This window comes from Stenotrophomonas sp. RIT-551 (assembly GCF_026241915.1).
GTDB lineage: Bacteria > Pseudomonadota > Gammaproteobacteria > Xanthomonadales > Xanthomonadaceae > Stenotrophomonas > Stenotrophomonas bentonitica_A.
The window spans coordinates 168,224-185,344 of the sequence record NZ_JAPJIU010000007.1 but is presented as its reverse complement, the minus strand read 5'-3'; the positions used below and the strand labels follow the sequence as shown (position 1 = coordinate 185,344).

The 17,121-nt window shown below is 67.4% G+C and carries 19 protein-coding genes; 6 read left to right on the top strand and 13 right to left on the bottom strand.

The window, feature by feature from the left end:
- Positions 1–211 precede the first annotated feature (211 nt).
- From ORK51_RS10940 to ORK51_RS10930, 3 genes are all read left to right on the top strand, one after another.
- A complete protein-coding gene (locus ORK51_RS10940) occupies positions 212–1,291 on the top strand; it encodes a polyketide cyclase (RefSeq protein ID WP_019184538.1) in 1,080 nt (359 codons plus the stop codon).
- Between the two features lie 103 nt (positions 1,292–1,394).
- The gene (locus ORK51_RS10935; RefSeq protein WP_019184537.1) at positions 1,395–1,766 is read left to right on the top strand and encodes a DUF423 domain-containing protein; all 372 of its coding nucleotides are present in this window, start codon (positions 1,395–1,397) and stop codon (positions 1,764–1,766) included.
- 1 nt (position 1,767) lies between these two features.
- A complete protein-coding gene (locus ORK51_RS10930; protein WP_266084920.1) occupies positions 1,768–2,442 on the top strand; it encodes a DNA-3-methyladenine glycosylase family protein in 675 nt (224 codons plus the stop codon).
- A 31-nt stretch (positions 2,443–2,473) separates the two neighbouring features.
- On the opposite strand, the gene ORK51_RS10925 is transcribed toward ORK51_RS10930, so the two are convergent.
- The 5 genes from ORK51_RS10925 to ORK51_RS10905 all read right to left on the bottom strand — a co-directional run bounded on the left by ORK51_RS10925 (position 2,474) and on the right by ORK51_RS10905 (position 5,159).
- Entirely contained in the window at positions 2,474–3,283 is an 810-nt protein-coding gene (locus tag ORK51_RS10925; protein ID WP_070426849.1) for a M15 family metallopeptidase, read from the bottom strand.
- 9 nt (positions 3,284–3,292) lie between these two features.
- Positions 3,293–3,835 (bottom strand): PH domain-containing protein, encoded by a 543-nt coding sequence (locus tag ORK51_RS10920; protein ID WP_266084919.1) that lies wholly within the window; start codon positions 3,833–3,835, stop codon positions 3,293–3,295.
- A 1-nt stretch (position 3,836) separates the two neighbouring features.
- Positions 3,837–4,025, bottom strand: a complete 189-nt coding sequence (locus ORK51_RS10915) for a DUF4177 domain-containing protein (protein ID WP_070426851.1) — start codon at positions 4,023–4,025, stop codon at positions 3,837–3,839.
- Positions 4,022–4,201 (bottom strand): type II toxin-antitoxin system antitoxin, encoded by a 180-nt coding sequence (locus ORK51_RS10910; protein ID WP_266084918.1) that lies wholly within the window; start codon positions 4,199–4,201, stop codon positions 4,022–4,024. Before ORK51_RS10910 ends, ORK51_RS10915 begins: the two co-directional genes overlap by 4 nt.
- An 88-nt stretch (positions 4,202–4,289) precedes the next feature.
- A complete protein-coding gene (locus tag ORK51_RS10905; protein WP_070426852.1) occupies positions 4,290–5,159 on the bottom strand; it encodes an SPFH domain-containing protein in 870 nt (289 codons plus the stop codon).
- A 131-nt stretch (positions 5,160–5,290) separates the two neighbouring features.
- On the opposite strand from ORK51_RS10905, the gene purT reads away from it, so the two are divergent.
- Complete coding sequence (purT, locus tag ORK51_RS10900) at positions 5,291–6,478, top strand: formate-dependent phosphoribosylglycinamide formyltransferase (RefSeq protein WP_046272202.1); 1,188 nt, start codon at positions 5,291–5,293, stop codon at positions 6,476–6,478.
- 149 nt (positions 6,479–6,627) lie between these two features.
- Here the strand turns inward: purT and ORK51_RS10895 are convergent, their stop codons facing one another.
- A complete protein-coding gene (locus ORK51_RS10895; protein ID WP_429000654.1) occupies positions 6,628–7,893 on the bottom strand; it encodes an endonuclease/exonuclease/phosphatase family protein in 1,266 nt (421 codons plus the stop codon).
- Positions 7,871–8,626 carry an arginyltransferase gene (locus ORK51_RS10890; protein ID WP_266084914.1) on the bottom strand — a complete coding sequence of 252 codons (756 nt, stop codon included), beginning with the start codon at positions 8,624–8,626 and terminating at the stop codon, positions 7,871–7,873. The genes ORK51_RS10895 and ORK51_RS10890 overlap by 23 nt, the downstream gene beginning before the upstream one ends.
- Before the next feature lie 154 nt (positions 8,627–8,780).
- Here ORK51_RS10890 and ORK51_RS10885 point away from each other — a divergent pair, with 154 nt between their 5' ends.
- The gene (locus tag ORK51_RS10885) at positions 8,781–9,386 is read left to right on the top strand and encodes an EF-hand domain-containing protein (RefSeq protein WP_070426856.1); all 606 of its coding nucleotides are present in this window, start codon (positions 8,781–8,783) and stop codon (positions 9,384–9,386) included.
- A gap of 57 nt (positions 9,387–9,443) precedes the next feature.
- Here the strand turns inward: ORK51_RS10885 and ORK51_RS10880 are convergent, their stop codons facing one another.
- The 4 genes from ORK51_RS10880 to ORK51_RS10865 all read right to left on the bottom strand — a co-directional run bounded on the left by ORK51_RS10880 (position 9,444) and on the right by ORK51_RS10865 (position 13,083).
- On the bottom strand, positions 9,444–10,652 hold the full coding sequence (locus ORK51_RS10880; protein ID WP_070473422.1) for an RNA polymerase sigma factor: 1,209 nt from the start codon (positions 10,650–10,652) through the stop codon (positions 9,444–9,446).
- 84 nt (positions 10,653–10,736) lie between these two features.
- The gene (locus tag ORK51_RS10875) at positions 10,737–11,246 is read right to left on the bottom strand and encodes a putative signal transducing protein (RefSeq protein ID WP_070473420.1); all 510 of its coding nucleotides are present in this window, start codon (positions 11,244–11,246) and stop codon (positions 10,737–10,739) included.
- A gap of 1 nt (position 11,247) precedes the next feature.
- A complete protein-coding gene (gene tesB / locus ORK51_RS10870; protein WP_026069994.1) occupies positions 11,248–12,156 on the bottom strand; it encodes an acyl-CoA thioesterase II in 909 nt (302 codons plus the stop codon).
- Positions 12,157–12,303: 147 nt separating this feature from the next.
- Complete coding sequence (locus ORK51_RS10865; RefSeq protein WP_070426859.1) at positions 12,304–13,083, bottom strand: enoyl-CoA hydratase/isomerase family protein; 780 nt, start codon at positions 13,081–13,083, stop codon at positions 12,304–12,306.
- A gap of 34 nt (positions 13,084–13,117) precedes the next feature.
- Here ORK51_RS10865 and ORK51_RS10860 point away from each other — a divergent pair, with 34 nt between their 5' ends.
- Positions 13,118–13,567 carry a copper chaperone PCu(A)C gene (locus tag ORK51_RS10860; RefSeq protein ID WP_070426860.1) on the top strand — a complete coding sequence of 150 codons (450 nt, stop codon included), beginning with the start codon at positions 13,118–13,120 and terminating at the stop codon, positions 13,565–13,567.
- A 74-nt stretch (positions 13,568–13,641) separates the two neighbouring features.
- Here the strand turns inward: ORK51_RS10860 and ORK51_RS10855 are convergent, their stop codons facing one another.
- Both ORK51_RS10855 and uvrA read right to left on the bottom strand, forming a co-directional pair.
- Positions 13,642–14,049 (bottom strand): acyl-CoA thioesterase, encoded by a 408-nt coding sequence (locus tag ORK51_RS10855; RefSeq protein ID WP_019184520.1) that lies wholly within the window; start codon positions 14,047–14,049, stop codon positions 13,642–13,644.
- Entirely contained in the window at positions 14,049–17,054 is a 3,006-nt protein-coding gene (uvrA, locus tag ORK51_RS10850; RefSeq protein ID WP_019184519.1) for an excinuclease ABC subunit UvrA, read from the bottom strand. Before uvrA ends, ORK51_RS10855 begins: the two co-directional genes overlap by 1 nt.
- Positions 17,055–17,121: the final 67 nt, after the last annotated feature.

The following is a 17,121-nucleotide window of genomic DNA, read 5'->3' as shown; positions in this document are numbered from 1 at the left end:
GCCTGACGGCCGAATCCGGCAAAGAAATATTGTCCATCCGCTACGTGCTGACACGCGCGATGCGTTATCTTTCCGCTCCTTGTCTATGCAAAACCGCTGCCGACATGGAAACCGGTGTGCCAACCCTGATCAACAACACCGGCGAAGCCTGCTAGGATTGGCGCTTCGCTTCAATCAACCCGGCCGTGGGATCGGCCCCGGAGACTCCTGAATGACCCGTATTATCGAGTTCCTGATCGCCTTGGGGATCGTGGCTGGCCTGTTCGTCATCATTGGCGTATGTCTGCCGGGCGAGCGCCATATTTCCGAAAGCATCGAGACCAACCGCAAGATGACGATCGTGTTCGACACGGTCAACAGCCTGCGCCGCTTCAAGGACTGGAACCCGCTCTTGCTGCGCGATCCCGCCGTTGAACTGAAGCACTCCGGCCCCGCTGCCGGCGTCGGCGCACGCCTGGACTACACCTCCAAGGAAGGTTCCTTGGGCCAGGGTAGCTGGGTGATCACCGAGTCCGAGCAGAACAAGCACGTTGCCATCGCCATCGAGGACGAGAGCAAGGGCCACGACAAGGTGACCAACTTCACCCTCGAGCCGACCGGCAAGGGTGGCCGCAACGTCAAGATCACGCAGGACTACAACGTCAAGTACGGTTTCAACCTGTTCGGTCGTTACGCTGGCCTGTACGTCAGCCGTCACGCCGGTGACGACCTGAAGCTGGGTCTGTCGCGCATGGCCAACATGCTGGCCACTGTGCCGAACGTGGACTACCGCACCGCCGAAGCCCCGCTGACCGATCTGGCCATCGTGGACGTCCCGGCCGAGGACCTGCTGGTCGTCACCGCCGGCAATGTGGACCGCGGCCAGGAAACCATCACCAAGTCCATCAAGGACAACCAGGAGTGGATCAAGCGCGTCATGGAGGCCAACAACCTCGAAGCCGCCGGTCCGTTCCGCATCATCACCACCGATTTCGGCGCCGAGAAGTACGCCTTCGACGTGGCCCAGCCGGTCAAGAAGAAGGGTGCTGAAGGCGCGACTGCCGAAGCCCTGACGGTGAAGATCGACGGTGGTGCCCCGGTCAAGTACGTGCATGTCGCTCCGCACCGTTCGGCCCACGCGGCCTACACCGGCCACATGGCTGGCCTGGACATCGCCCGCAACGCCCTGCGTGCGTGGTCGGTGACCGGCGGCAACGAAGTGATCGATCGTCCGTACGAGTCCTGGAAGGACGGCGTGGACAAGTCGTTCACTCCGGAAGGCACGTACGACATCTACTGGGCCGTCAAGTAAACCGACGGTTGCCGTGATGTAACGCACGACCTGAAACGCGCCGCTTCCTGCGGCGCGTTTTTTTTTGGCTCCGGCCACGGGGCACTGTCTGAAGGACGCAAGCATGCTCAACCTGGAACGACGCACGCGCAAACCCTCCCTGCTGGCCGGCCTGGGCGGCCTGCTGGCGGCCACCGCGGTCGGGCTGTCGGCCTATGCTTCGCACGGCATCGCCGACCCGCTGGCGCAGTCGCACGTGACCACGGCGGCGCTGTACGCGTTCGGGCACGGCGTGGCGCTGGCGGTGCTGGGCCCCACGCAGCAGAACACGCTGGGCCGCCTGGCGCTGTATGTCCTGCTGATCGGCACGCTGCTGTTCTCCGGCAGCCTGGTGGCTGGCGCGCTGTGGAAGCTCAGCACCCAGCTGGCGCCGGTCGGTGGCACCGCGCTGATGGTGGGCTGGCTGGCCTACGGCCTGAATGCGCTGAGGCGCTGACATGCCCCGGTACCGCCGCGGCTTCGATGTTGATGAAGCGCATGACTGGTTGAGTCGGCGCGACCGGCGGCTGGGCACCTGGATGAAGCGGCTCGGCCCCATCCAGGCGCAGCCCGGCTGGGCGAAGACCTTCGACCCGGTCGATGCGCTCGCGCGCGCGATCCTGTTCCAGCAGCTCAGCGGAAAGGCGGCCTCGACCATCGTCGGGCGCGTGGAGACCGCCATCGGCAGCCCCCGTCTGCATGCCGATACGCTGTCGCGCATCGACGATGCGGGGCTGCGGGTGTGCGGGGTATCGGGCAACAAGACACTGGCGCTGCGCGACCTTGCGCGGCGCGAGGCGGCCGGCGAGATTCCCGACCTGCGCCGGATGTCGGTGATGGACCACGACGCCATCATCGATGCGCTGGTGCCGATCCGCGGCATCGGCCGCTGGACGGTGGAGATGATGCTGATGTTCCGGCTCGGCCGCCCGGACATCCTGCCGGTGGACGACCTGGGGGTCCGCAAGGGCGCCCAGCGCGTGGACAAGGCCGAGCGGATGCCCAGCCCGAAAGAGCTGCTCGCCCGCGGCGAGAAATGGGGGCCGTTCCGGACCTACGCCAGCCTGTACCTGTGGCGGATCGCCGATTTCACGGTGGATCCGAAGGCGACGACCAATCGTTCGCAGGGGTGAGGCTACGCGGCCGGCGGCTTCGGCGCCCCGGTCAGGGTGTGGCGGCGCGCCAGCACCAGTGCCACGGTTCGTAGACGATCCCGTGCGGGTTGTCGCGCGGGTAGCTCAGCTGGAACCCGAAGCGCCCGGCATGCTCGCCCAGCCACGCGAACGCGGCAGTCGACTCGAACGATTCTTCCGCCGGCGGTTCGCCCGGGGTGCCGATATCCAACGCGTAGCCGCTGTGGTGTTCGCTGTACCCGGGCGCGGCGTTGACCGTGAGGATGTCCTCCACGCTCAGCCCACGGCCGCGCTTGCGCGCGAAAATGCCGAGCTGGTAATCGTGGCTGCGGTAACCGGAGATCGCATCCAGTGCGATGCCATCGGCGGACGCCTGCTGGCGCAGGCGTTGCCAGCCCCGGGCGGCCTCACGGCGCAGCCAGAGGGGGCGACGGTAGCGGTCGAACCCGGCCAGGTGCAGCTGCGCCGGTTCGGCCTCCAGTGCAAGTCCGGTCGCGGCCTCGTAGGCATCGGCATCAATCCCGAGGGTTTCGAGGCGATGCTGCAGTCCACTCAGGGGCAGCACCGCATCGGGCGCGCCGCCACGGCGGTGCTCCAGCAGCTGGCGGTCCAACGCATCCAGCGCCTCCTCTATGCCCGGCTCGCGCATCAGGCGCGGCACCAGCGGCAGCACGCCGTGGGCGGTAGCGACGGCGAGGTAGCGCCCATCGCGCTTGCGCCGCAGTACCCACTGGGCGCGGGCCAGGGCGCGCGCGTCGGCAGAGCCGCGTGCACGCAGCAGGCCGCCGGGCCACAGTTCGATCTCGGCGGTGTTGATCAGCAGGGCGGGAGATCGGCGCATGCGGTCAGCTTAGTGCGCGCGCGGCGGTCCGGCCAGCACCTGCAGCGCATCGAGCAGTGCCCGTGGGCGCTCCGGGCTGACCAGCACGGCGCTGCCATCGCGCAGCGGCAGGTGCAGCACACGGCTGCTGTCGGTGATCAGGCAGAATGCCTTGCTGCGGTCGGCCATCCGGTAATGACCGGACTGGAACCCGGGCATGCCGTAGCCGTTGGTCTTGATCGTGGGCTTGTAGCGGCCATGCTCGGCGAAATCGACGATGCGCGCCTCATCCAGGCGCATGGCGCTCACCGGCACGCGCTTGCGGTAGAAGGTCGACTGCACCTCCAGCGTGTCCTGGTGCAGCACGATGCTGCGCCGGGTGTACGCCCAGGTCAGCGCCGCGGCCAGCACCGCCAGGAACGGCAGGGTGATGAACAGTTCGGTGTGCGAGCGCTCCGGTGCATCCAGCGCGGTGCCCACCATCACGCCAGCGACCAGCAGCAGCGGAACCCACAACCACAGCAACCGCCAGGCCGGCGATGGGGCGACGTCGAAGCGGTGAAGTGCACTCACCTCATGCCTCCTTCTTGAAGAGCAGCACCGTCGTCGTGAACGGAGGTGCCGACACCAGGCTGATCGCGTTGACCAGCTCCCAGCCCAGTTGGCCCTGCCTGGTCAGTTCCTGCTGGATCTGCTCGGCGTTGACGATTCCCATCAGGTTCGGCTTCACCTCAATGGTCAGGTAGTTCCAGCGCTTGCTCATGACTTGCTCTCCTTGTCGGTGGTGGGTCTGGGAAGGCGTCCGGCCTTGCGCAGTGCATCACGCAGCACGTATTCGATCTGCGCATTGAGGCTGCGCAGGTCGTCGTCGGCCCAGCGCTGCGCCGCCGCCAGGACGTCGGCATTGATACGCAGCGGGTACGCTTTCTTTTCGGTCATGCGGGGGTCCTTTTTCTACACCCCGTGCCGTCCCCTCGGCGCCGGGTTGCGTTGGCAGCTGACGACCATGGGCCGGCATGCTGGTGCATCAATACAGCGAACCGGCGTTGACCACCGGCTGGGTGCCACGGTCCGAACACAGCACGGTCAAAAGGTTGCTCACCATGTGCGCCTTGCGCTCTTCATCGAGCTGGACCACGCCGTTCTTCTGCAGTTCGGCCAGGGCCATCTCAACCATGCCGACCGCACCGGCCACGATCCGCGTGCGCGCAGCAATGACCGCGTTGGCCTGCTGGCGCTGCAGCATGGCCTGTGCGATTTCCGGTGCGTAGGCGAGGTGGCTGATGCGCGCATCGATCACCTGCACCCCGGCATCGGCCAGGCGCTCGGCCAGTTCGTCCTTGAGGTGCTGGGAGATCTCGGCGGCATGGCTGCGCAGCGACAACTGGCCCTCCTCGTGCTGGTCATACGGGTAGCTGGTGGCCATCGCACGCAGCGCCGATTCGGACTGGATGTGCACGAAGCTTTCGTAGTCGTCCACGTTGTAGACGGCCTCGGAGGCGTCCACCACCTGCCACACGATCACCGCGGCAATCTCGATCGGGCTGCCGTCCAGCTCGTTGACCTTCAGCTTGCCGCTTTCGAAGTTGCGCACGCGCTGGCTCACCTTGACCTTGGTGAAGAACGGGTTGTTCCAGCGCAGGCCGTTCTCCTTCACGGTGCCGACGTACTTGCCGAACAGGCTGACCACCACCGCCTGGTTGGGCTGCACGGTATACAACCCGACCAGGCTGACCAGGGCGGTGGTGGCCAGCAGCAGGCCTGCCACGATCAGCGCCGGGTTGCGGTTGCCACGCTCCACGCCGGCCACGAACAGCCAGGCCGCCAGCCCGGTCAGGGCCAGGACCAGCAGCAGGAAGGGCAGGCCGGACAGCGAGCGGATCGACTTCTCTTTCATGGCAGGGCGTCCTTGGGTAGTTGATAGGACGATATCAAATTGATATCAGTCCGCAAGTGCCGGGCCAGCCGGCCATGGGGCGGCCGCAGCGGCTAGAATGCCCTCCCGTCTCTGTTGCCCGGAACACCGCCATGTCCACGCTCGGTACGCCGCTGTCTCCTTCCGCCACCCGTGTGCTGCTGCTGGGGTCCGGTGAACTTGGCAAGGAGGTCGCCATCGAACTGCAGCGGCTGGGGGTGGAGGTGATCGCCGCCGACCGTTATGCCGATGCCCCGGCGATGCAGGTGGCGCACCGCTCGCACGTGATCGACATGCTCGACGCGATGGCGCTGCGCGCGCTGATCGCGCAGGAGAAGCCGCACCTGGTGGTGCCGGAGATCGAGGCGATCCACACCGAGACGCTGGTCCAGCTGGAACAGGAGCAGGGCCTGCGGGTCGTGCCGACCGCGCGTGCCGCGCGCCTGACCATGGACCGCGAGGGCATCCGCCGTCTGGCGGCCGAGACGCTGGGCCTGCCGACCTCGCCGTACCGCTTCGTGGATACCGACGCCGAGTACCGTGCCGCCGTGGCGGCGATCGGGCTGCCGTGCGTGGTCAAGCCGGTGATGTCCTCCTCGGGCAAGGGCCAGAGCACGCTGCGCAGCGAGGCGGACATCGCCCCGGCCTGGGAGTACGCGCAGACCGGCGGCCGTGCCGGGGCCGGGCGCTGCATCGTGGAAGGGTTCATCGACTTCGAGTACGAGATCACGCTGCTGACCGTGCGCCATGCCGGTGGCACGTCGTTCTGTGCCCCGATCGGCCATTGGCAGAAGGACGGGGATTATCGCGAGAGCTGGCAGCCGCAGCCGATGTCGCCGCGTGCGCTGGCACGGGCCGAGGAGATCTCGCAGGCGATCACCGATGAGCTGGGCGGCTGGGGTCTGTTCGGGGTCGAGTTGTTCGTGAAGGGCGACGAGGTGTGGTTCAGCGAGGTGTCGCCGCGTCCGCATGACACCGGTCTGGTGACGTTGGCTTCGCAGGAGCTCAGTGAGTTCGCGCTGCATGCGCGCGCGATCCTGGGGCTGCCGATTCCGGTGATCCGCCAGAGCGGTCCGTCGGCCTCGTGCGCGCTGTTGGCACACGGCGAGGGTGTCCCGTTCTTCAGCAACGTGGCCGCGGCGCTGGTGCATCCGGATTCGGCACTGCGTCTGTTCGGCAAGCCGAGCGTGCATGGGCATCGCCGGGTCGGGGTGACACTGGCGCGGGGGGCGGACATCGATGAGGCGCGGAAGATCGCGCGTGAGGCCGCCGAGGCGATCGGGATCGAGTTGCGGTCGTGAGGCAGGGCGCCTTGGGTGCTGCCGGTGTGAGGTGATCGGTCTGCCCGATCACCTCCTCGTGGAAGGTCGGTTGCGCGGTTCGAACAGCGGAGCAAACGAAAAACGGCGAGCCTTGGCTCGCCGTTTTTTTGTTAAGAGCGACGCGGGCCTTACTTCAGGTCGACCCACACGAGGTGGTGGTCGCTGCCGTCGGCGATTTTTGCTTCCGGGCTGTCATTGGACGGCCAGAACACGCCGCTGCCGAGGTAGCTGAAGCCGACCGAGGGCAGCACGTAGTCCAGGCGCATGGTGCCGGATTTCGGGCCGAAGTCGCCGGTGGCATGGAAGGGGGCGCCCTTGCGGACGATGCCTTTTTCGGCGTAGGCCAGGCTGGTCTGTTCGGCGCCGACGCTGCGCGGGGTGGGGTAGCGCAGGACACGCGGGTTTTCGATCAGTTCGACGATGGCTTCGTGGCGGCCGTCGCCGTCGATCGGGTCGTTGTTGAGGTCGCCGAGGATGACGAAGCGCGCGTCCTGCGGAAGGCCGCCACAGTGGCCACGGTCATCGCACAGCCAGGACGTGTCGCGGTCCTTGAGGTAGTCCTGCCACAGGCGCAGTTCGTCGTGGTTGCGGGCGGCGTTGCGCTTTTCCGGGCCGTCGAAGACCGGCGGGGTGGGGTGCGAGACCAGGGCGTGCACGGTGCCGTTCGGGGTGTTCACCGGCACGTCCCAATGCGACTTGGAGGACAGGCGCAGCTGCGACCAGACGTGGTCGTTGTAGAAGGATTTACCGGTGCGCGGATCGATCGGGCGCAGCGCGCCGGGCATGGTGCTCCACTTCAGCAGCTGGAAGCTGCGGACCTTGGCCTCGTCGATCGGGTAGCGCGACAGCACCAGCATGCCGTACTGGCCCGGGTGCAGGCCGTAGCCCCAGGCATCGTTGCCACGGGCGCGGCCTTCGCCGCCGATCTCGCCGTTGTTGTCCAGGTCCAGGCCGCTCTGCACGCCGGTGTTGACCGGGGCGAGGTAGCGGTAAGCGTAGTGCAGCGGCTCGCCACCGCCGGGCTGGGCGGCTTCCAGGTAGCGCTGCTGGAACAGGTCGGCGGCGCGGTGGGCATCGTCGTAGTCGAACTCGTTGAGCAGCACCAGATCCGGGCGGACCTGCTGCAGGACGGCGGCGATCTTGCGCGCGTGTTCGCTGTCGCCTTCGAGCTCGGCGATCAGGCCGCCGGTCTCGTCGCTGTACAGGGAGGTGTTGTAGGTGGCGATCCGCAGCGGTGCGGAAGCAGTCTCCGGCATGGCGGCGGTCTTGGCAGGGGTCTGTGCGCAGGCGCCGCAGAGCAGGGCCAGGGCAAGGATCAGGGGATGGGCTTTCATCCGCCTATTTTGCACCCGGCACGGTGTCAGTGTTGCGTCAGCGGCCGTCCCGTTCGTCATCGAAGGCGTGCCAGCGGCGCCCATCGTAGGCCTCCAGCGGGCGGAACCGTCGCTTGTAGTCCATTTTCCGGTGGTCGCGGATCCAGTAACCCAGGTACAGGTGCGGCAGCTGCTCGCGCTGGGCCCAGGCGATCTGCTGCAGGATCGCGAAGGTGCCCAGGCCGCGATGGGCCTGGTCCGGGTCGAAGAAGGTATAGACCGCCGAGAGCCCCTGCGGGGTCACATCGGTCACGGCGACAGCGAGCAGGGGGCCGCGGTGGCCGTCCGCGGCCGGGCCGCGGATCTCGATGAAGCGGCCCTGCGACCAGCGCCCGATCAGGAACTGGTCGAACTCGTGCGGGCCGTGCTCGTCCATGCCGCCCTGCGCGTGGCGGTGGGTGAGGTAGCGGTGGTACAGCGCGAACTGCTCGTCGGTCTGCTGGGCCGCGACGATGCGCACTTCCAGGTCCGCATTGCGGGCCAGGCAGCGGCGCTGGCTGCGGTCCGGCGCGAAGCGGGCCACGGGGATGCGCACGGCCACGCAGGCGTGGCAGTCGGCGCAGTGCGGGCGGTAGACCAGATCGCCGGAGCGGCGGAAGCCCCAGCCCAGCGCCATCGGGTACAGCGTGCCCAGCCGCGGATCGTTGGGATCGAGCACCAGATCGCGTGCGGCCCGTTCCGGCCAGTAGCCACAGGGGTGGTCGCCGGTCTGGAACAGTCGCAGCTCGTCGTCGCGGTCGCCGTGTATTGCCATGCCCACAGCATAGCCCCGTGCCGTCGCAGCCGGCGCGACTGTCTGCCAAATGAACGTGGCCGGCCGGGCTGTCAACGCTGCTGGCGCCCACGCGTTGTTACCGGTGTGGGTGCCATGCACCACACGCAGAATCCCTTACGAACCGGAGTTACCCATGCGCAACCGCAAATCCCTCCTGCTGCTGGCCCTGCTGCTGTCCACCGGTGCTGCCGGCCTGGCGGTCGCCGCCGATACCCCCGTCGCCGGCGACAAGCCTGCCCGCGCCAAGCTGGATACCAATGGCGATGGCTTCATCGACCGCGCCGAAGCGGCGAAGGCCCCGCGCCTGGCCGCGCAGTTCGACACCCTGGACACCAACAAGGACGGCAAGCTCTCCCGCGAGGAACTGCCGCGCGGGCACGGCAAGCGCCACGGGCGTGGCCCGGGTGGCCATGGCGACTGGATGGCCAAGCTGGACACCAACAAGGATGGCCGCATCAGCCGTGAGGAAGCCAAGGCCGATCCGCGCCTGGCCGCGCGCTTCGATGAGATGGACGTCAACAAGGATGGCTACCTGGACAAGGCCGACCGCGAGCTGCGCATGAAGCAGCATCGTGACGCCTGGTTCGCCGCGGCCGACACCAACAAGGACGGCCAGCTGAGCAAGGCCGAGTTCGATGCAGCCAAGGGCCCGTTCGCTGGCCCGCGTGGCGATCATCGCGATGGCAAGCACCGCGACGGCAAGCCGCCGATGGCGCCGAAGGCACCGGCGGCGAAGTAAGCATCCCGCTGGAGCTGCAGGACGAAAGCGCCGGTCATCGACCGGCGCTTTTCTGTGTCAGATCCGGCCGTTCCTGTACATCGCCCAGACGATGGTGCCGACCACGAACAGGTTCATCACCCACAGCGCCTTGCGGCCGTACAGCGACTCGTATTTCCAGTTCGGGCCGGTGCGTCCATGGCGCGCCGCATCGCGCGCGATCATCGGGGCCATGATCCGCTGCAGCGGAACGAGACACTGATAGTTGATCAGGCCAAGCCCGATCGCCAACGCCACCACGGGCCAGTACCAGGCCAGCGGCAGGAAGCTCAGGGCGAAGACGGCGACGCACGTCAGCATGGCAGTGAACGTGCTGTAGTGCACGAACCCGCGGATGGCGGCTCGCTCACTCTCGTTCTCGGCGTACGAGAGCAGGTAACGGCCCCCCAGGTAGCTGCCCAGTACGCCCCCGACCACGCTGCCGGCGATCGCGCCCCAGGCGAAATCCGGCGGCAGCACGTGGCTCTGGCTGGCCGCCGCACTCAGTGAACCCAGGGCGGCACCGCCGGAAACGCTGGCACCGCCCAGCCCGAGCTTGCTGGTACCCAGCCCGGTACCGAGCAGGATCGCGGCACTGGCCGTACCGGGCGCGGCGACCAGCACCATCGAGACCACCGTCGTGGCGAACGCGGCACTCGGCGCGCTGCTGCGTGCGAACTCGCTGAAGCGGCGCATCATCTCGTCGCGCACGGTGGCACGTGCGCGCGAGAGGCGCTTGCGCACGGCGGCGTCGCTGAGGCCGAGCAGATCGGCGACCTGCTGCGAGCTCTGGCCTTCGCGGTAATACAGCAGCAGGGTCTCGCGGCTGTCTTCGGGCAGCGCCGAGATGATCTCTTCGGCCGCCAGTTCCTCTTCCACCCGCTGCAGGTGCTCCGGAGCGCTCGGGCTGGGGTCGGCAGCCATGTTGATGGCGATTTCGGCGGCTTCGCCGGAGAGCGGACGGCCGCGGTTGGCGCGCAGCCAGTCGCGGGCCAGGTTGCGGGTGATCTGGCGCAGCCATGGCAGGAAGCTGGCATGGCTGTGCAACTGGTTGAGCTGCTGCCAGGCCTTGATGAAGGCCTCCTGCGCGATGTCCTCACTGGCGTGCACGTCGCGGGTGATCGCCAGCGCGATCGCGGTGACCGTGTTCTGGCAGGCCAGCACGATGCGGCCGTAGGACTGCTGGCAGCCACCGGCGGCGGCGGGCAGCTCGCGTTCGAGCGTGGTGGTCAGCGGATGCGGCGTCATGGTGTCCTCCCCCGGGGATGGTCCCATCATGACGCGTGCCGGGCCCGGATGTGACCGGGTCGTGCCAGCGGCCGGCACGACCTGTTATTCGGTGGGCTGGATCCGGACCCGCACTTCCTCTTCTTCCGGCGGCGTGGCGGCCGGTGCGGTTGGCGTCGAGGCCGGCTGGGTCACCGGTGCCGGGGCGGGCGCCACCACCGGCGCGCCGCGGTGGCGCATGACCACCACCATCGCCACGGCAGCGATCACCAGCAGCAGGCCGATGCGGATGCGCCAGGCCCAGTTGCGCGGGGCGTCGGCCTGGGCGACCTCGTCGCGGAACGCGAACTGCGCGGTCGGGTGGTCGCGGCGGGTGGTTTCCAGCAGGCGTGCATCGCGCAGAATCTCGCGCGCGCGCGGCTGGTCGTCGGCATGCACCACCCACAAAGTCGGGTGGGTGGTGGCCTTTTCCTTGTCCAGATAGCTGAACTGGCTGCCGCGCTTGCTGTGGTACGAGCGCCCGTTGGTGATGCGCACTTCGATGCCGGCGTCGCGCAGCAGCTGGGCCACGCCTTCGACGGTTTCCACGCGCTGGCTGTTGAAGATCTGTCTCATGTCAGTCCTTGGCCGGTACGGCGGCGGCCGCGGCACTGTCCTCGACCACCCGGATCAGGCCTTCCTGCGCGGTGCTGGCGACCAGGATGCCGTTGCGGGTGAAGAACTGGCCACGCGCCAGTCCGCGCGAATCCTGCGCGCTGGGGCTGTCGAGCGAGTACAGCAGCCAATCGTCGGCGCGGAACGGGCGGTGGAACCAGATCGCGTGGTCCAGCGAGGCCATCTGCACGTGCGGCTGGTAGTAGCTGATGCCGTGCGGGAAGGTCGCGGTGCCCAGCAGATGGAAATCCGAGGCGTAGGCGAGCAGTGCCTGGTGCAGCTCAGGGGCATCGCCAACGGTCTCGTTCAGGCGCAGCCACACCTGGTGGTACGGCGGACGCTTGGGCGGATTGAGTTCATCGCGCGGGTACACGTGGCGGAACTCGAACGGGCCGCCGCGCGAGAGCCAGCGCTGCACCTTGATCGGCAGGCGATCCAGGACCGCCTGCGGCAGCGGCTGGTTCGGCTCGATGTCTTCGGGCTGCGGCACTTCCGGCATCTTGTGCTGGTGCTCGGCGCCGGTCTCGGCCTGCTGGAACGAGGCCGCGCAGAAGAAGATCACCTTGCCGTGCTGGATCGCGGTGACCCGGCGCACGGAAAAGCTGCCGCCATCGCGGGTGCGGTCCACGTCATAGACGATGGGATGGTCGATGTTGCCCGCGCGCAGGAAGTAGGCGTGCAGCGAATGCACGTGGCGGCCGTTCTCGACGGTCTTCTGGGCGGCCGACAGCGCCTGGCCCAGCACCTGGCCGCCAAAGACGTACTTGGTGCCGATATCGCGGCTCTGGCCGCGGAACAGATTGTCTTCCAGGCGTTCGAGCGAGAGCAGGTCGATCAGCTCGGAAACGACGGGTTCGTGCGTGGCGGACAAGGGAAGCAACCTGGGGTGGGCGAACGCAAATTATAGGGTAGTGCCGGCCCATGGCCGGCAACCACGCGCCACTTCGACCATTCATTGCCTGGTTGCCGGCCAGCGGCCGGCACTACCGGTGTGCGCGGGTGCGTCAGCCGTGGTGGGTCATCCCTTGCCCAGCCGGGCCACCAGCCCCTGCAGCGCCTGCTGGGCGTCCGGGGCGTACCAGGCCTCGACGAAGCGGTCGAGCTGGATCAGATCGGCGTGCAGGGCCTCGTGCAGGTCGGCGCGGGCGATGGTGCGGGTCAGCAGCATCGGCTGCCGCGGCAGCTTGAGCAGGGCCTGCAGCCAGACCACGGCGCGGGCGACGACCAGGTCGGCATCGACCACCTCATCGACCAGCCCGATCTCCAGCGCACGCTCGGCCGGCACCATCTCGCCGCCGACCAGCAGGGTAGTGGCCCGGTGATGCCCGACGACGCGGCGCATCAGGCGCTGGATCCCTTCCGGCGCAACCAGCCCGACCTGGACCTCGTTCAGGCCGATCACGGTGGGATGGGCGGCATCGGGGCTGCGCGCGATGATCCGGTAGTCGCAGCACAGGGCGAGCACGCAGCCACCGGCCGGGGCGTGCCCGGTCAGGGCGGCCACTACCGGCACGCGGCATTCGGCCAGCGTGCGCACTGCGCCGAAGAAGGCCTGCCAGCTGTCCAGAAGCTTGTGCTTGTCCTCGCCGTGGCTGAGCAGGTGCGGCACGTCCATGCCAGCGCTGAAGATGCGCTCGCTGCCCGAGAGCACGATGCCGTGCACGTCATCGGCCATGGCCTGGTTGATCGCCTGGATCAGGTGCCGGCACAGCTCGGTGTCCAACGCATTGACCGGGGGGCGCGCCAGCCGCAGTTCGCGGATGGGGCCATGGTTGATCACCTCGATGAGCGTCGTCATGCTGCAGTCTCGTTGCGGACAGGGAACGAAGCCGATGATAACCAAACCATTCGTGTGCGTATTGTTGGGGGTGTGTGCGTTCGCAGCATCGGCGGTGGCCATGGCGGCGGAGCCCGCCTGCGTGTCGCTGCGCGATGGTTGGCTTCGCCTGCCTCCGGGCGCGATGCCGATGGCGGCCGGCTACGGCCAGATCCGCAATGACTGTCGCGCCCCGGTGGTGGTGGTCGCTGCCGGCAGCAAAGCGTTCGGCGATGTGTCGCTGCACGAAACCACGCTGGTGGACGGGGTCAGCCGCATGCGCGCGGTGGAGCGCCTGCCCATCGCGGCGGGCGCAACGGTCGAGCTGAAACCCGGTGGCCTTCACCTGATGTTGATGCAGCCGGAGGTGGCGCTGAAAGCGGGGGCGCAGCTGCCGTTGCGGCTGAGCCTGGAAGACGGGCGCAAGGTGGATGGAACGTTGCAGGTGCGCAGCGCGCTACCGTAAACCTTCATGGGGCGTAGAAGGGTAGTGCCGGCCGATGGCCGGCACTACCTTTCAGTTCGGCGCGGCGAAACCTGTCAGCTCGACGCGGTACGGATCGCCTCGGGCAACGGCGCGCTCTTGCCGGTCTGCGTGTCCATCCAGACCACCACCACGTTGCCGTCCGAATACAGCGTGCTGTCGTTCTTCTCGTCCACGATGCGGTGGCCGATGGTCACGCTGCTGTTGCCGAGGCGCTCGACGAAAAGCTCCACCACGATGTCGTTGGGCCACACGATCGGCAGGCGGTAGTTGACGTTGGTCGCCGCCACTACCGGTGCGATGCGGTCGGTCATCGAAACGCCCTCCACCCCCAGCATCCAGCGCACACGCGCTTCTTCCAGGTAGGAGATGTACTTGGCGTTGTTGACGTGGCCCATGCTGTCCATGTCGCGCCAGCGGACGCTGATCGGTACGCGGGCGAGGATCTTGTGTTCGCTGCTCATTACTTCTTCTTCGCCTTCGTGGTCTTGGCAGGGCTGGTTTTGCTGGGGGTTGCCGCACGCGTGGCGGCAACCGCCTTCTTGGCCACCTTGGCCGGCTTTTCCGGCTTGGCCTTGCGCGGCGGGCGGGCGTCGGGCTTGTTGGCCACGGCGGCCGGCTGTTCCGGGCGCGCGCTGGTGGAAGGCAGCATCTTGGCCAGGAACTGGCCGGTGTACGAGGTCGGGCACGCCGCCACGTCTTCCGGCGTACCGGTGACAAGGATGGTGCCACCGCGATGGCCGCCTTCCGGACCCAGATCGACGATCCAGTCGGCGGTCTTGATCACATCCAGGTTGTGCTCGATCACCACCACCGTGTTGCCTTCGTCGCGCAGCTTGTGCAGCACGCCGAGCAGCGCCTCGATATCGTGGAAGTGCAGGCCGGTGGTCGGCTCATCCAGGATGTACAGCGTGCGCCCGGTATCGCGGCGCGACAGTTCCTTGGAGAGCTTCACGCGCTGCGCTTCACCACCGGACAACGTCGTCGCACTCTGGCCCAGCTTGATGTAGCTCAGGCCCACGTCGACCAGGGTTTCCAGCTTGCGCGCAATGCTCGGCACCGGTTCGAACAGCTTCAGCGCATCTTCGACGGTCATCTGCAGCACGTCGTTGATGTTGTAGCCCTTGTAGAGGATCTCCAGCGTTTCGCGGTTGTAGCGCTTGCCATGGCAGACATCGCAGGGCACGTACACGTCCGGCAGGAAGTGCATTTCCACCTTGATCAGGCCATCGCCCTGGCACGCTTCGCAGCGGCCGCCGCGCACGTTGAAGCTGAAACGCCCCGGCGAATAGCCGCGCGCACGCGCTTCGGGCACCTGCGCGTACAGCTCGCGCAGCGGCGTGAACAGACCGGTGTAGGTGGCCGGGTTCGAGCGCGGGGTGCGGCCGATCGGCGACTGGTCGATGTCCACCACCTTGTCGAACAGATCCAGCCCGTCCACTTCCTTGTAGGGAGCGATCGGGTGCGAGGAACCATTGATCTCGTTGGCCGCCAGCGAGAACAGGGTGTCGTTGATCAGGGTCGACTTGCCCGAGCCGGACACGCCGGTGATGCAGGTCAGCAGGCCGGACGGGATGTCCAGGTCCACGCCCTTGAGGTTGTTGCCGCTGGCGCCGCGCAGGTGCAGCGTCATCTTCGGGTTGGGCTTGTGCCGGCGCGCCGGGATCTCGATGGCGCGCTTGCCCGACAGGTACTGGCCGGTCAGCGAACGCGGTGCATCCAGGATGTCCTGCAGGGTGCCCTGGCCGACGATCTCGCCGCCATGCACGCCCGCGCCCGGACCGATATCCAGCACGTAGTCGGCCAGGCGGATCGCGTCTTCGTCATGCTCGACCACGATCACCGTATTGCCCAGGTCGCGCAGGCGGGTGAGGGTGCCGAGCAGGCGTTCGTTGTCGCGCTGGTGCAGGCCGATGGACGGCTCATCCAGCACGTACATGACGCCGACCAGGCCGGCACCGATCTGCGAGGCCAGCCGGATGCGCTGGGCTTCGCCACCGGAGAGGGTGTCGGCCTTGCGCTCCAGGGTGAGGTAATCCAGCCCGACATCGACCAGGAAGCCGAGGCGTTCACCGATCTCCTTGACGATCTTGCCGGCAATCTCGCCGCGCCAGCCGGGCAGGGTCATGCCGCTGAAGAACTTCAGCGCGTCGTCGATCGGCATCACCACCAGTTCGGGCAGTGCACGGTCGGCCACGAACACGTTGCGCGCAGCCTTGTTCAGGCGCTGGCCGTTGCACTCCGGGCAGTTACGTTCGCTGATGTACTTGGCCAGCTCTTCGCGCACCGCGGCCGATTCGGTTTCTTTGTAGCGGCGCTCGAGGTTGGGAATGATGCCCTCGAAGCGATGCTTGCGCTGGGTGCGGCCACCGGCTTCGGTGAAGTAGGTGAAGGTGATGGTTTCATCGCCGCTGCCGTACAGCACGGCCTGGCGCACATCCTCGGGCAGGCTCTGCCAGGGGGCGTCGGTGTCGAACTTGTAGTGCTTGGCCAGCGAGGCGATCAGCTGGAAGTAATACGCATTGCGGCGGTCCCAGCCGCGCACGGCACCGGCCGAGAGCGACAGCTCCGGGTGCACCACCACGCGCGAGGGATCGAAGAACTCGGCCATGCCCAGCCCATCGCAGCCCGGGCAGGCGCCGACCGGCGAGTTGAACGAGAACAGGCGCGGTTCCAGCTCCGGCAGCGAGTAATCGCAGACCGGGCAGCTGTACTTGGACGAGAACAGATGCGCAGGCGCATCCTCCACATCCAGCGACTGCACCGAGACCATGCCGTCGCCCAGCTTCAGCGCGGTTTCAAAGCTCTCGGCCAGGCGCTGCTTGATGTCCTCGCGCGGGCGGAAGCGGTCGATCACCGCTTCGATGGTGTGCTTCTGGCGCAGCGCCAGCGGCGGCACCGCATCGATTTCATGCAGCTGGCCATCCACGCGCACGCGCACATACCCCTGCGCGCGCAGCTGGTCGAAGACCTGGGCGTGCTCGCCCTTGCGCTCGCGGATCACCGGGGCCAGCAGCATGTAGCGCTGCTCGGCATCCAGGGTGAGCACGTGGTCGACCATCTGGCTGACCGTCTGCGCCTCCAGCGGGTAGCCGTGGTCCGGGCAGCGCGGGCTGCCGACGCGGGCGTACAGCAGGCGCAGATAGTCGTAGATCTCGGTGATCGTGCCGACGGTCGAGCGCGGGTTGTGCGAGGTCGACTTCTGCTCGATCGAGATCGCCGGGGACAGGCCCTCGATGTGGTCCAGGTCCGGCTTTTCCATCACGCTGAGGAACTGGCGGGCATAGGCCGACAGCGACTCCACGTAACGACGCTGGCCTTCGGCGTAAATGGTGTCGAACGCCAACGACGACTTGCCCGAGCCGGACAGGCCGGTGATGACAATGAGCTTGTCGCGGGGCAGGTCGAGATCGATGTTCTTGAGATTGTGCGTCCGCGCGCCGCGGATGCGGATGAAATCCATCGCCATGGGGGATCCGTTGTGGGGCTTCGGCTCAGGGAGCCGGCAAGCGGGTGGGGCAATCGGAAACGGCAAT

Coding starts and splice junctions, on each gene's coding strand:
- ORK51_RS10890 (WP_266084914.1), bottom strand. CDS start 8,626: ATGGCAATACACGGCGACCGCGACGACGAGCTGCGACTGTTCCAGACC.
- ORK51_RS10875 (WP_070473420.1), bottom strand. CDS start 11,246: ATGAGACAGATCTTCAACAGCCAGCGCGTGGAAACCGTCGAAGGCGTG.
- purT (WP_046272202.1), top strand. CDS start 5,291: ATGTCCACGCTCGGTACGCCGCTGTCTCCTTCCGCCACCCGTGTGCTG.
- ORK51_RS10930 (WP_266084920.1), top strand. CDS start 1,768: ATGCCCCGGTACCGCCGCGGCTTCGATGTTGATGAAGCGCATGACTGG.
- ORK51_RS10905 (WP_070426852.1), bottom strand. CDS start 5,159: ATGAAAGAGAAGTCGATCCGCTCGCTGTCCGGCCTGCCCTTCCTGCTG.
- ORK51_RS10910 (WP_266084918.1), bottom strand. CDS start 4,201: ATGACCGAAAAGAAAGCGTACCCGCTGCGTATCAATGCCGACGTCCTG.
- ORK51_RS10925 (WP_070426849.1), bottom strand. CDS start 3,283: ATGCGCCGATCTCCCGCCCTGCTGATCAACACCGCCGAGATCGAACTG.
- ORK51_RS10860 (WP_070426860.1), top strand. CDS start 13,118: ATGATAACCAAACCATTCGTGTGCGTATTGTTGGGGGTGTGTGCGTTC.
- uvrA (WP_019184519.1), bottom strand. CDS start 17,054: ATGGCGATGGATTTCATCCGCATCCGCGGCGCGCGGACGCACAATCTC.
- ORK51_RS10880 (WP_070473422.1), bottom strand. CDS start 10,652: ATGACGCCGCATCCGCTGACCACCACGCTCGAACGCGAGCTGCCCGCC.
- ORK51_RS10855 (WP_019184520.1), bottom strand. CDS start 14,049: ATGAGCAGCGAACACAAGATCCTCGCCCGCGTACCGATCAGCGTCCGC.
- ORK51_RS10865 (WP_070426859.1), bottom strand. CDS start 13,083: ATGACGACGCTCATCGAGGTGATCAACCATGGCCCCATCCGCGAACTG.
- ORK51_RS10935 (WP_019184537.1), top strand. CDS start 1,395: ATGCTCAACCTGGAACGACGCACGCGCAAACCCTCCCTGCTGGCCGGC.
- ORK51_RS10885 (WP_070426856.1), top strand. CDS start 8,781: ATGCGCAACCGCAAATCCCTCCTGCTGCTGGCCCTGCTGCTGTCCACC.
- ORK51_RS10940 (WP_019184538.1), top strand. CDS start 212: ATGACCCGTATTATCGAGTTCCTGATCGCCTTGGGGATCGTGGCTGGC.
- ORK51_RS10915 (WP_070426851.1), bottom strand. CDS start 4,025: ATGAGCAAGCGCTGGAACTACCTGACCATTGAGGTGAAGCCGAACCTG.
- ORK51_RS10895 (WP_429000654.1), bottom strand. CDS start 7,893: ATGACGAACGGGACGGCCGCTGACGCAACACTGACACCGTGCCGGGTG.